9 protein-coding genes are annotated in these 12959 nt (G+C 70.1%); 5 read left to right on the top strand and 4 right to left on the bottom strand.

The features are described from left to right. Window positions 1-59 precede the first annotated feature (59 nt). Together OG194_RS41230 and OG194_RS41235 are read left to right on the top strand one after the other, a co-directional pair. A complete protein-coding gene (locus tag OG194_RS41230; RefSeq protein ID WP_327405817.1) occupies window positions 60-1355 on the top strand; it encodes an ABC transporter substrate-binding protein in 1296 nt (431 codons plus the stop codon). Window positions 1356-1447: 92 nt separating this feature from the next. Continuing rightward, window positions 1448-2479 carry a LacI family DNA-binding transcriptional regulator gene (locus OG194_RS41235; protein ID WP_327405818.1) on the top strand — a complete coding sequence of 344 codons (1032 nt, stop codon included), beginning with the start codon at window positions 1448-1450 and terminating at the stop codon, window positions 2477-2479. Window positions 2480-2481: 2 nt separating this feature from the next. On the opposite strand, the gene OG194_RS41240 is transcribed toward OG194_RS41235, so the two are convergent. Then, window positions 2482-3651 (bottom strand): glycoside hydrolase family 76 protein, encoded by a 1170-nt coding sequence (locus OG194_RS41240; protein WP_327405819.1) that lies wholly within the window; start codon window positions 3649-3651, stop codon window positions 2482-2484. 248 nt (window positions 3652-3899) lie between these two features. Between OG194_RS41240 and OG194_RS41245 the strand changes: the two genes are divergently transcribed. Together OG194_RS41245 and OG194_RS41250 are read left to right on the top strand one after the other, a co-directional pair. Further along, window positions 3900-5513, top strand: a complete 1614-nt coding sequence (locus OG194_RS41245; RefSeq protein ID WP_327405820.1) for a glycoside hydrolase family 27 protein — start codon at window positions 3900-3902, stop codon at window positions 5511-5513. Between the two features lie 34 nt (window positions 5514-5547). Beyond that, complete coding sequence (locus OG194_RS41250) at window positions 5548-7008, top strand: glycoside hydrolase family 76 protein (RefSeq protein WP_327405821.1); 1461 nt, start codon at window positions 5548-5550, stop codon at window positions 7006-7008. A gap of 7 nt (window positions 7009-7015) precedes the next feature. On the opposite strand, the gene OG194_RS41255 is transcribed toward OG194_RS41250, so the two are convergent. Together OG194_RS41255 and OG194_RS41260 are read right to left on the bottom strand one after the other, a co-directional pair. Beyond that, window positions 7016-7915, bottom strand: coding sequence for an amidohydrolase (locus tag OG194_RS41255; protein WP_327405822.1), 900 nt, complete (start codon window positions 7913-7915; stop codon window positions 7016-7018). Beyond that, window positions 7912-9468, bottom strand: coding sequence for an HAL/PAL/TAL family ammonia-lyase (locus OG194_RS41260; RefSeq protein ID WP_327405823.1), 1557 nt, complete (start codon window positions 9466-9468; stop codon window positions 7912-7914). The genes OG194_RS41255 and OG194_RS41260 overlap by 4 nt, the downstream gene beginning before the upstream one ends. Before the next feature lie 223 nt (window positions 9469-9691). Here OG194_RS41260 and OG194_RS41265 point away from each other — a divergent pair, with 223 nt between their 5' ends. Next, window positions 9692-11173: an MFS transporter gene (locus OG194_RS41265; protein WP_327407376.1), complete on the top strand. Its 1482-nt coding sequence runs from the start codon at window positions 9692-9694 to the stop codon at window positions 11171-11173. A gap of 18 nt (window positions 11174-11191) precedes the next feature. Here OG194_RS41265 and OG194_RS41270 read toward each other — a convergent pair whose 3' ends face one another. Then, complete coding sequence (locus OG194_RS41270; RefSeq protein WP_442811824.1) at window positions 11192-12868, bottom strand: SpoIIE family protein phosphatase; 1677 nt, start codon at window positions 12866-12868, stop codon at window positions 11192-11194. Window positions 12869-12959: the final 91 nt, after the last annotated feature.

Genomic DNA, 12959 nt, shown 5'->3' on the forward strand with positions numbered 1-12959 from the left:
CCGATTTGGACCCCGACCCACCTACGAGCCGTATGCCAGCCAGGTATCAGGAGGCCACGATGAAACGATGGATCCGTTGCGCCGGAGTGTTGCTGTCGGCGGGGGGACTGCTCGCGACGGCGGCCTGCGGCGGCTCGTCCGGGAAGCAGTCGGACGGCAAGGCCACGGTCACCCTCATGACCTGGGAGTCCGCCGCCACCAACAAGGCCATCGACCAGGCCCTGACCGGCTTCCACGACCCGAACATCACGGTCAAGCGCGTCGACACCCCGAACGGCAACTACAGCGACAAGCTCGCGGCCCTGACCCAGGCCAAGAAGCTCCCCGACCTGTTCTGGTGCGGCAACGACACCGAGCAGCAGTACACCAGCCAGGGCCTGCTCACCGACTGGGCCTCGCGGCTCTCCGGCTCCAGCGACTTCGGCGCGAGCAGCTTCGTCTCGTCCACGATGAAGAACTGGAAGACCGCCGACGGCAAGATAGGCGGCGTTCCCTCCCTGCTGAACACCTACGGCATCTGGTATGACATCGACGCCTTCAAGGCCGCCGGCATCACCGTGCCCGCCGCAGGCTGGACCTGGGACCAGATGTTCGCCGCGGCCGCGAAACTGCACGCGAAGGGCGCCAAGTACGGCCTGGTCGCCGACGCGCTGACCTCCACGGACGGCCCCTTCTCCCTCAGCACGTACGCCCTGTCCGCAGGCGGGAAGCCCTTCGCGGACAACGTGCACCAGCCCACCAAGACGACCATCGACTCGACCTACACCGAAGGCGTCAGCAAGGTGGTGGCGGGCATCAAGAGCGGTGCCATCGCGCCGCCCGGCTACGACATCAGCAACCAGCAGGGACTGTTCGCCGCCGGACAGATCCCGATGCTGTGGAGCGGTCAGTGGCTGGCCGCCGGGTTCCTCACCGACAAGCCGAAGATCAGGTACGGCTTCGCGCCCCTGCCCCAGGTGACCAAACCCGCCACCCTCTACGACGCGGTGGGCATCTGCACCCCGTCCTACACCCAGAACGCGGATGCCACCTTCAAGGTCCTCAAGTACCTCGACTCCACGGTGTGGACCAAGGTGCTGCCCGACTCCCCGGTCGCCGCCCCGGCCTATCTCTCTGCCCAGAACGCCTACTTCGGCGCCCTCGACAAGGCCGGGCAGACGACCGTCGCGGCCACCGTCAAGGCGGGACTGAACACCCCGACCACCATCGGCGTGCGCTTCACCACCCAGTGGGCCGGCCAGTCAAATGACTTGATCACGGCCTACTGGCCGGACATCCTCAACGGCAAGAAGCCGCTCTCCGACCTCCAGACGATGACCGACAAGATCAACGATGTGATCAAGAACAACGGTTAGCGTCCCGGGCCGAGCGGCGGGCCGGGACCCGATACGTATCCTGAGGGCGGTCCCGGCCCCGGTACGCGATGGAAGGTTGGTCTTCAACTCACGTGAGCAGTCGTCCCCCGCACCGCCAGAACACCAGGCCCACGATGCGCGATGTCGCGGAGCGGGCCGGAGTCGCCGTCGTCACCGTCTCCCGCGTCGTCAACGGCATCGGCACGGTCCGCGAGGAGACGGCCGAGCGCGTGAACGCGGCGATCACCGCGATCGGCTACCAGCGCAACGAGATCGCGCGCTCCCTGCGCCCCGGCCAGAACTCGATGACCATCGGGCTGCTCCTCGGCGACCTCACCAACCCGTTCTACGCCTCCCTCGCCAAGGCCGCCGTGGAAGTCGCCAACGAGGCAGGCTACGCAGTCCTGTTGAGCACCGCCGACGAGGACCCCGAGGTCGAGCGCCGGGCCGTCGGCGAGCTGATCGGCCGCCGGGTCGCCGGGCTCATCATCGTCCCCGACCAGGGCGACCACGCCTTCCTCAACGAGATCAACGGCCACGACCACGTACCGATCGTGTTCGTCGACCGGCCGGCCACCGGCGCCGAGGCCGATGTCGTCCTGGTCGACAACGAGGACGGCGGACACAAGGCCACCCAGCACCTCGTCGACCAGGGCCACCGCCGTATCGCGATCCTCGTCGCGCCCTCGTACTACAGCACCGGCCGACGGCTGCGCGGCTACCGCAAGGCGCTGCGCCGCAGCGGCATCGAGCCGGACAACAAGCTGGTCGTCACCCTGAGCCGCGGCACCACCGAGGAAGCCGAGGTGGCAGCCCGCGCCCTGCTCACCTCGGCGAACCCGCCCACCGCGGTCTTCTCCACCACGGGCTTCCTCACCGAGGGCGTCCTGCGGGCCTGCCGCGACCTCCAAGTCTCCATCGCCGTCGTGGGGTTCGACGACTTCAAGCTCGCCGACATGCTCCCCACCCCGGTCACCGTCGTCACCTCCGACACCGAGGAACTCGGCCGCCGGGCCGCCCACATCCTGCTGGACCGCATCGACGGCGACGACAGCCCGTCCCACCGGACCGTCCTCCCGGTGCAGCTGATCGCACGCGGCACCGGGGAGATCGGACACCCGTAACGTCAGTACAGCGTCCGCCACTTGGCGCGCGGCCAGGCGAGCACGGCGTAGAGCTGCACGAGCGCCGCCTGCTGGATCGCCTGGGTGCCACCGGCCGTGTCGAAGTGCACGAGGCCGGTGGCGGGATCGCGCATCGTGTCCCACACCTGGTCGGCGTAGTCGGCCATCGCCCGGTGGTAGGTGTCCTTCCCGGTCACCGACTCCAGGAGCAGCAGGTTCTTGAAGAAGATCGAGTTGAAGAACACCGGCTGCGTGAACAGCCGCCCCTGCGTGACGTAGTAGGCGTACGCGGCGGCGGCAACGCGCTCCGCCTGGCGCAGATAGGCGCGGTCCCGGGTGACCTCGTACAGCAGCACGGCGACACCGACCGGCACGCCCTGGTTGTAGGACCAGACGGTCTTCTCGATGGCCCCCTGGAGGTCAAGGTGGTCCCAGTACAGGCCAGTTGGGCTCTGGAGATGCGCGTTCGTCCAGTCGTAGAAGCGTCTCGCCCAGTCCAGGTAGTCGGCCTCGCCGGTGATCTGGTGCAGGCGCAGGGCGAGTTGGGCGCCCGGCATGTTCGACACGGTGTTGCGGTCGTGACTCCAGTCGGCCTGCGTCCAGAAGACCCCGCCCGGCGAGGCATGACTACTGTCCGTGTCCCAACCGGACTTGACCAGGGCGAAGATCTCCTTCGCACGGGCGAGCGCGGCGGTGTCCCCGGTCTGCAGATACCGCTGGACCTTCGCCAGCCCCACCCACTCGTTGTCGTCGTAGAACATGTCCCCACCCGCCCCGTACGGCGCGACCGGGTAGGAGGCATAGCCGGGCAGCTTGGTCGTCCCGCCGCCCGCGTTCCAGTGGTGCTCCTGCGCCGCCGCGCGCCGGGCCAGCTCCGGTTCGAACTGCGCGTCCACGACGGTGAGATCGAGCGCGGCGATGTGCACCTGCGAGAAGGGCCATTCGTACGAGTACGGGTTGTCGCCGGCCGCCACCGGAATCTGCTCGCGGACCAGCCCGGAGCCGTCGGTCGCGTCGAAGTGTCGTCTCAGCGCGGCGTACGCGGCTCTGGCGCGGGACAACGCCCGTGCGGAGCTTGGGCGTTCGGCCGCGAAGGCGGGTGTGGCGGCCGTCGCCGTCAGAGCGGCCAGGCCGGAACCGATCATCACGCGCCGGGAGGGACGCAGCGACATGGAGGCCTCCAAGTCATGAGTCGATGGGTGCGGGTGGGTGTGAGCGGGTTCGGATGGGTGCCGATGATGGAAACGTTGCCATCGACTCATGAGGTCGTCAACGCATCTGACGGCACGGGTAGTTCACGCCCGGGGACTTTTTGGTCCGGACCATTGACGATGCAGCTCCGCTGATGGAGCCTTCACGATGGTTACGTTTCCAAAGGTGAGTTCGACCGGCCCCACACGGCGAAGCAGGAGACCTCGACATGACCGTTCCGTCACCCTTCAAGAGACGGCTGAGCGCCGCCCTCACGATGGTGCTGCTGCTGGCCCTCGCCCCGGCCCTGCTGGTGCTGCGCGCCGCGCCGCCCGCGCAGGCCCTCGACAACGGCCTCGCCAGGACGCCCCCGATGGGCTGGAACGACTGGAACGCCTTCGGCTGCAACGTGACCGAGCAACTGGTCGAGCAGACCGCCGACTACCTCGTCTCCTCCGGGCTGAAGGACGCCGGGTACCAGTACGTCAACATCGACGACTGCTGGATGACCTCGGCCCGCAACGCGGCCGGTCAACTCGTCCCGGATCCGGTCAAGTTCCCGAACGGCATCAGCGGCACCGCCGCCTACGTGCACGGCAAGGGCCTCAAGCTCGGCATCTACGAGAGCGCCGGCACCGCCACCTGCGCGGGCTACCCCGGCAGCCTCGGCCATGAGCAGACGGACGCCAACAGCTTCGCCGCTTGGGGCGTCGACTACCTCAAGTACGACAACTGCAACCACCAGAACGTGCCCGACCAACAGCGCTACACGGCCATGCGCGACGCCCTCGCCAACACCGGCCGCCCGATCGTCTACAGCCTCTGCAACTGGGGCCTCGCCGACGTGTGGACCTGGGGCGCGGGCGTCGGCAACAGTTGGCGCACGACCGACGACATCAACGTCAACTTCTCGACGGTGGTGTCCATTTACAAGGCCAACGTCAAGCTCACCGCGTACGCCAAGCCGGGCGCATGGAACGACCCCGACATGCTGGAGGTCGGCAACGGCATGTCGTTCACCGAGGACCGCTCCCATTTCAGCCTCTGGTCGGAGATGGCCGCACCGCTGATCGCCGGCACCGACCTGCGCAAAGCGACTGCCGCCACGCTCTCCCTCTACGGCAACAAGGACGTCATCGCCGTCGACCAGGACTCCCTGGGCAAGCAGGGCACCGAGATCTCCAACTCCGGTGGCCTGCACGTCCTTTCCAAGCCCCTCGCCAACGGCGACGTCTCGGTGGTCCTCTTCAACGAGAACTCCTCGGCCGCCACCATCACCACCTCCGCGACGGCGGCCGGCCTCCCCTCGGCGTCCTCGTACAAGCTCAACAACCTCTGGTCGCACGTCGTCAGCAGCACCAGCGGCACCATCTCGGCGAGCGTCCCCGGCCACGGTTCGGTCATGTACCGGGTCTCCGTCGGCAGCGGCACCAGCGTCGGCACCACCCACCCGCTGATCGGCGCCTCCTCCAACCGCTGCCTCGACGCCTACAACGGCGAGACCACCCCCGGCACCAAGATCGAGATCTGGGACTGCGGCGGCGGCACCAACCAGGCCGTGACCATCACCGCGGCCGGTGAACTCCGGCTCTACGGCGGCACCCAGTGCCTGGACGCCTACAACAACCAGACCAGCAACGGCACCAAGGTCCAGCTCTACGGCTGCAACGGCGGCGCCAACCAGAAGTGGAGCGTCAACCCCAACGGCACGATCACCGGCACCCAGTCGGGCCTCTGCCTCGACGTCACCGGCGGCGACCAGCCCGCGGGCAACGTCAACGGCACCTCGCTGGAACTCTGGTCCTGCAACGGCGGCGCCAACCAGCAGTGGCGCCTGGGCTGACCTCCCGTACTCCCCCCACCTCGATGGAGCCGGCATGACCTCAACAGCACGACACGTCAGCAGCGTCGGGACCGGCCTGATCGCCGCCCTGGCCCTGTTCATGCCGGTCTCCACCGGCGTCGCGACCGCCGCCGCCCAGGCGTCGATCTGCAACAAGTACTGCGACGCCCGCGACCCGGCCCTGTCCCCGGGTGACCGCCAGCCGGTGACCGCGAGCATCTACTCCCGCAGTATCGCCCTGCACTTCGACGACACCGACGCGATGGGCTGGGCCTCGATCACCAACGGCAGCCCCGGCGACGAGGTCTGGCTCGACCGCTCCTTCGACGGCGGCCGCACCTGGGCCTCCGGCAGCAAGCTCGGCGACACCACCATCCCTGCCGGGCAAGGTGGTTGGCGCACCCTGATGTACAACGTCGACGACTGGAACGCCCTCGGCGTGGGCGCGCTGCGCGCCTGCGCCAAGGCGGGGGACCGGGCCGAGATCGCCTGTACGCCGTGGGCCCGGACGACGTGGAACGCGGGCAGCCGCCCGACCGCCGCCGCCACCGCGCTGATGCAGTCGTACAACCTGGGCACCGGCCTCTTCGACACCACCGGCTGGTGGAACTCGGCCAACGCCCTGACCGCCCTCATCGACAACGCCCGCGTCACCGGCATGGGCAGCTACAAGTACGCGATCGCCAACACCTACGACCGCAACCTCTCCGCCCAGGGAGGCAACTTCACCAACGACTACATCGACGACACGGGCTGGTGGGGGCTGGCCTGGGTCGACGCCTACGACCTCACCGGAGACTCCCGCTATCTCAACACCGCCCGCGCGGACGCCGATTACATGGCGCGGTACTGGGACAACACCTGCGGCGGTGGTGTGTGGTGGAGCACCGCCAAGACCTACAAGAACGCCATCGCCAACTCCCTCTACCTGGAGCTGAACGCGGCCCTGCACAACCGCGTCGCGGGCGACACGACGTATCTCGGCCGGGCCAACGCCGAGTGGTCGTGGTTCAAGGGCACCGGCATGATCAACGGCTCCCATCTGGTCAACGACGGCATCAACCTGGCGACGTGCGGCAACAACGGCGACACCACATGGTCGTACAACCAAGGCGTGCTGCTCGGCGGTCTGTCGGAGCTGTACCGGGCGACGGGGGATTCCGGGTTGCTCACCACGGGACGTCAGATCGGTGACGCCTCGACCACGTCGGCGGCTCTCAACTCCGGTGGAATCCTGCGGGAACCGTGCGAGACGAGCGGCTGCGGGGGCGACGGCCCGTCCTTCAAGGGCGCGTACATCCGGGGCCTGAGCGCTTTCAACTCCCGCCTGTCCGACCGCCCTTACACCGCCTACATCAAGCGCCAGGCGGACACGGCCTACGCGAACGACCGCAACGCCCTCGACGCGTACGGGCTGCACTGGGCCGGACCGCTGGACTCCACCGACGCGGCCCGGCAGCAGAGCGCGCTCGACCTGATGAACGCGGCGAACTGACGTACCGTCACCCCTCGCCGGTGAGGAGCCGTCTCGGATTGGCGATGCGAAAGGCGTAGGCAGCCGCCCCGCCCAACCCGTACCCCGGGTGGCGGGGCGGCTCCGCGTAGGGCCGGTCCGAGCCCTGGACCACGGCGTCGACGCCGAGCGCGCGCACGATCGCGTCGACGGCGGTCGGGCCGTAGGACGAGGTCTCGACGAACACGCCCTGGTCGCCGTCCAGTTGCTGCCCGCCACGGGCCGCCAGGCGTTCGCCGTGCAGCGGGGCGAGTCCGGCCAGCAGGGCGAAGCACACGCGGAGGCGTGGATGGCGGGGGCGGCCGAAGGCGCGGAAGGCGTACCAACTGGCGTGCATCTGCTGGATGTACGGGACCATCGCGGGCCACCAGGCGGGGTCCGCCGAGGAGCCCACGGCAGGCCCCGGGTGGACGAAGAGCGGGAGGTCGCGTTCTTCGAGCAGATCGAGGAGCGGGGCACAGCGGGCGTAACAGGCCTCGTCGGCAAGGGAGTTGGCGGGGAGCTGGAGGCCGACGAAACCCCGGTCGAGGTCCTTGGCGGTCGCGTCCGCGTCGATGTCGCGCACGCAGGCCGCGGCCCACGCCCCGAACGGCTCGGGCAGCGTGGCCGCGCCGTCGTGGTAGGCGTCGAGCAGGGGCCGTGCATCGGCCTCGGGCAGCCACTCCACGCCGATCGGGGCGGACAGCGAGATGAGGACCCGGCCGAGGCCGTCGGCGGCGGCGAGTTCCGCGCGCCGGGCGATGTCGTGGTCGGCGGGCGGTATCTCGAAGGGCGGCTCACCGTCGAGGAACAGCGTCCAGCCGTCCAGGAACGGCGGTTCGCGGCGGGCCCGCAGAGCCGTCACCAGCGAAGGGGTCCACAGATGCTGGTGTACGTCGACGTTGGTCATGTCGCTTCTCCCGCCAAGGCGTTCAGTGTGCTGCGGACGTCGTCGGACCCCAGGATGTCGCGGCTCACCGTCTCCACGTCCACCCCGTGCGGCCGGTCGTCGTCCAGCGTGGGCACGCGCTTCCGGACCGCGCGATACAGGAACTCCGGCCCTCGCCCCAACGTGCCCGGCGCCGCCAGATCCACCGCCTCCACGGCCACCACCGCCTCCACGGCGAGCAGTTGACGCAACCGTGTGAGCATCGTCGTCAACCGCCGCGCCCCGAGCGCCGCGTTGGTCGAGTCGTCCTCCACGGCATCCGCGCCCTGCCGGGGATCGATGCACACCGGCACGGCCTGCATCCGAATCTCGGCAACCAGTGCCTGCGCCGTCTTCACCAGTGGCGCGAACCCCGACCGCTCCGGCCCGTACGGCGAGAGGTTCGCGGGCAGCCCACTGACCGCCGGGTCGAGCAGCCGCCGCATGCGTTCGGCGGAGATCGCTGCGGTCTGGGTCAGGGCCAGCGCGAGGGTGTCGAAGGCGAGGGCCAGGGCGGGGGTGTGGAAGTTCCCGGACGAGACGATCTCGCTTGTGCCGCCCGGCACTTCGGGGTTGTCGTCGGCACCGGTCAGGACCACCGGGTTGTCCCCGCACCCGTTCAACTCCGGTGCCAGTGCCGCATCCGCGAACTCCAGCGCCGCGTACCCGGCACCGTGCACCTGCGCGGCGCAGCGCAGGCTGACCGGGTCCTGGACCCGGCGGGCGGTGCGGGGGTCGGTCAACTCGCCGCCCGCGAGCAGGGCGAGCAACTCGGCCGCCGCCCGGGACTGTCCGGGCGCGGGACGCAGCGCCAGTACCCGTGCGTCGAGCGGGCTCGTGTTCGCCCGGAAGCCCTCGTAGGTCAGAGCCGTCACCGCCTGGGCCAGCGTGAGCACCGCGCCCGCCTCGTGCAGGGCGAGGGCGCCGACGCCGGCCGCCAACGGGCTTGCGCTGCACAGGACATGGCCGTCCTTCGGGCCGAGCTGGGCCGGGGTGAGACCGGCCCGGCGCAGGGCCGTCGCGCCGTCGAGTACCTCACCGGACCACTCCGCATCGCCCTCGCCGATGACGACCAGGCCGACGTGTGCCATCTGGCAGAGATCGGACGCGCCGATCGAACCCACCTCGGGGATCACCGGATGCACCCGCGCGTTGAGCAGGTCCACGAGCAGCCGTACGATCCCCGGCCGCACTCCGCTGCCGCCGCCCGCGAGGCCGTTGACCCGGGCGAGCAGGGCCGCCCGTACGACGGGGGTCGGCAGCGGATCGCCGACCGCGTTCGCGCGGCCCCGGACGGTGCGGACGCTGAACGCGTCGAGTTCCGTGCGGGGGAGGGCGTAGGAGGAGCGGGCGCCCAGGCCTGTCGTCAGGCCGTAGGTCGGGATCCGGCGGTCGACCGCCTCGTCCACGACCGCCCGTTCGCGTGTCAGGCGCGGCAACATCCCGTCCGCCAGGGTGACTTGGGCGCCGTGGTGGGCGACGGCGACGACATCGCCGTAGGACAGCGTCCGTCCGTCTACGACGACCTCGGTCACCAATGGTTTCTCCCCATGTCCTGTCATGAGTGAACCTAGCGCCTGGGCCTGTGATGATCGAGTGGTGGGGAGCAGGGGGCGGGCGTACCGTCGAACGGTGGGTATCCGGTGGACGGAGCCGTTCACCGGCCTCTCGTGAGTGCGATCCGCCATGAGCAGCAGTCCTCGGCAAGCCTCCGCAGCGCAGACCACCACCCGGGACACCGGCGGTGGCGGCAGCACGATGGCGTTGCTGGTCATCGCGTCCTGTCAGCTGATGGTGGTCCTCGACATCACCATCGTGAACATCGCGCTTCCGCACATCCAGAGTTCGCTGGGGTTCTCCACGACCGGCCTGGCCTGGGTCGTCAACGCGTACACCCTCACCTTCGGCGGTCTGCTGCTGCTCGGTGGGCGGGCCGGGGACATCCTCGGGCGGCGGCGGGTGTTCGTGTTCGGGGTGCTGCTCTTCGTACTCGCCTCCCTGCTGGGCGGGTTGTCGCAGAACTCCGGTGAACTCCTCGCCGCACGCGCCCTCCAGGGCGTCGGCGGTGCCATCGCCTCGCCGACCTCGCTCGCCCTGATCAGCACCACGTTCCGCGAAGGCCCGGAACGCAACCGGGCGTTCGGGGTCTTCGCCGGTGTCTCGGCCGGCGGCGGCGCGATCGGACTGCTGATGGGCGGGATCCTCGTCGAGTGGCTGAACTGGCGCTGGGTGCTCTTCGTCAACGTCCCGATCGGACTGCTCATCGTCCTCGCCACCCCGCGCTGGATCAAGGAGTCCGAACGCCACCCGGGCCGCTTCGACATCACCGGCGCGCTGACCTCCACCGTGGGCGTGGTGTTCCTCGTCTACGGCTTCATCCGGGCCGCGCAGGAGGGCTGGCGGGACTGGCTCACCCTGGCCTCGTTCGGCGCGGCCGTGGTCGTTCTCGCCCTGTTCGTCCTGGTCGAACGGCGCTCCCGGCAGCCGATCACCCCGCTGCACATGTTCCGCGACCGCAACCGCGCCGGGACATACGGCATCATGCTCTGCCTCTCCGCCGCGATCTTCGGGATGTTCTTCTTCCTCACCCTCTTCGTGCAGGACGTGCTGGGCTTCAGCCCGCTCATGGCCGGCTTCGCCTTCCTGCCGGTCAGTGCCGTCATCGCGGTCGGCGCGGGCCTGGCCTCACGGTTCCTGCCGACCTACGGCCCCAAGCCGTTCATGGTGGTGGGCGCGATCCTCGCGGCGGGCGGCCTGTCCTGGCTGACGCTGACGGACGTCGACTCCACCTACCTCGGCAGCGTGCTCGGCCCGATGCTGGTGTTCAGCCTCGGCATGGGCATGGAGTTCGTCTCGCTGACCCTGATGGCGCTCTCCGACGTGCCCGTCCAGGAGACCGGCGCGGCCTCCGGACTCCTCAACGTCTCGCAGCAGGTGGGCGGTTCGCTCGGACTGTCCATCCTGGTCACGATGTTCGGCACGGCCAGCCGCAACGAGGCGAAGGACCGGATCCCCGCGTTCCTGTCCCAGGCGACCCCGGCGGAACGCATCCGCTTCCAGCGCACCGGCCAACTCCCGGGCACCTGGGGCGATCACGTCCTCACCGCCGGGGTCTCGGCCGCGTTCGTGATGGCCGCGATCTTCACCGTCGTCGCCGCGCTGATCGCCGTCATCGTCATCCAGGTCCGCCCCTCCGACCTCGAACGCCTCAAGGGTGGCACGGGAGTTGGGCCGGTCTGAGCGTCAACGCCCGTGAGATCACCGGCCCTTGGGGATCTGCTGCTCGAACCACACGACCTTCCCCGTGCTCAGCCGCGTCGCCCCCCAGCGCTGGGCGAGCCGGTCGACCAGGAACAGGCCGCGGCCACCCTCGTCGCCCGGCGCGGCCTGCCGCATGCGGGGCACCTGGGGCGAGTCGTCGGTCACCTCGCAGCGCAGCACGTCGGTGCGCAGCAGCCGTAGCGAGATGGGGCGGGAGGCGTACCGCACGGCGTTCGTGACGACCTCGCTGACCAGGAGTTCCGTGGTGTCGAGCAGGTCGTCCAGGCCCCAGCGGCGCAGCACCCTGCGGGTCAGCCGGCGGGCCTGGCCCGCGGTGAGCGGGTGGGGGTCGAGGTGCCAGTAGCCGACGCTGTCCGGCGGGAAGCCGTCGAAACGGGCGGTGAGCAGGGCGATGTCGTCGTCGCGGGGGCCCGGGGCCAGCGCGGTGAGGATGCGGTCGCAGAGCCGCTCCAGCGAGGAGAGGCGGTGGCGGTGCGGGGTGGACTGGAGGTGGGTGCGCAGGGCCTCGACGCCGGTGCCCACGTCGGTGTCGCGGGACTCGACCAGACCGTCGGTGTAGAGCACCAGCGTCGTGCCGGTGGGCGCGGGCATCTCCACGGACTCGAAGACGACGCCGCCGACGCCGATCGGGGCGCCCGGCGGGACCTGGAGGACCTCGGCGTGGCCGTTCGGGCGCAGCAGCACGGCGGGCGGGTGGCCGGCGTTGGCCATGAGGAGGCGGTGCGAGATCGGGTCGTAGATCGCGTACAGGCAGGTGGCTATGTGGTCGCTGCCGAGGCGCTGGGCCTGTTCGTCGAGGTGGTGGAGGACCTCGTGCGGAGGCAGGTCGAGGCCGGCGAGGGTCTGCACGATCGTGCGCAGCTGGCCCATGATCGCGGCGGAGGTCATGGAGTGGCCCATGACGTCCCCGACGATCAGCGCGACCCGGCTGCCGGGCAGCGGGATCGCGTCGTACCAGTCGCCGCCGACCTGCGCGGTCTTCGAGGCGGGCAGATAGCGGCTGGCGAGCTGGATGCCGGTCGGCTCGGGCAGCGAGGACGGGAGCATGGTGTGCTGGAGCGTGTCCGCGACGGACGCCTCGTGGCCGTACATCACCGCCTTCTGGACGCCGATGGCGGTGTGGGTGGCGAGCTGGGAGGCGACGAGCAGGTCGTCGGCGGTGAACGCGGAGCGGTCGGGGCGGCGCAGCAGGACGACGGTGCCCATGACGTGGTGGCGGCCGTGGAGTGGGGCGATGACCAGTCGGCGGCCGGGCGGCAGTGTGCCGTGCGCGCTCGCCGCGGGGCCGAGCAGTTCGGCCACGGCGGGGTGGATGCCCGGGTCGTCGCCGAAGGCGGGCCGCCCGGCCAGGAGCAGCTTCGCGAGCCGTCCGGCGAGCGTCGGCTGCACGCGCTCGGCCACGCTCGCGTACTCGGCGTGCGGCATCAGCAGCGCTGACCTGGCCTCCGGCGCCCGGTCGATGCTGTGCAGGCGCAGGACGACGGGCGCGGCCGACTTCTCGTCCCCGACGGGCAGCGGATCGTGCAGGTGGATGACGATCGCGTCGGCGAAGGCGGGCACCGCCGCCCACCGCAGTTCCCGCAGCGTCTCGTCCAGGTCCATCCCGCGCGCGATCCGCCGGGTGGCGACATCGAGGTACTGGAGCCGGTCCATCTGCTGCACGGGCGTCCGCCCGAGCGGTACGACGGGCGCCGGGCCGCTCGCCGAAGCGCCTCGCCGGGCGGTTCCGGCGGGGCCTTCGCGG

This window comes from Streptomyces sp. NBC_01288, assembly GCF_035982055.1.
In the GTDB taxonomy this organism is placed as follows: domain Bacteria; phylum Actinomycetota; class Actinomycetes; order Streptomycetales; family Streptomycetaceae; genus Streptomyces.

Bases quoted from the DNA above. Each gene is read 5' to 3' on its own strand.
- OG194_RS41230 (WP_327405817.1), top strand. From the start codon at position 60: ATGAAACGATGGATCCGTTGCGCCGGAGTGTTGCTGTCGGCGGGGGGA.
- OG194_RS41250 (WP_327405821.1), top strand. From the start codon at position 5,548: ATGACCTCAACAGCACGACACGTCAGCAGCGTCGGGACCGGCCTGATC.
- OG194_RS41265 (WP_327407376.1), top strand. From the start codon at position 9,692: ATGGCGTTGCTGGTCATCGCGTCCTGTCAGCTGATGGTGGTCCTCGAC.
- OG194_RS41270 (WP_442811824.1), bottom strand. From the start codon at position 12,868: ATGGACCGGCTCCAGTACCTCGATGTCGCCACCCGGCGGATCGCGCGC.
- OG194_RS41245 (WP_327405820.1), top strand. From the start codon at position 3,900: ATGACCGTTCCGTCACCCTTCAAGAGACGGCTGAGCGCCGCCCTCACG.
- OG194_RS41255 (WP_327405822.1), bottom strand. From the start codon at position 7,915: ATGACCAACGTCGACGTACACCAGCATCTGTGGACCCCTTCGCTGGTG.
- OG194_RS41240 (WP_327405819.1), bottom strand. From the start codon at position 3,651: ATGTCGCTGCGTCCCTCCCGGCGCGTGATGATCGGTTCCGGCCTGGCC.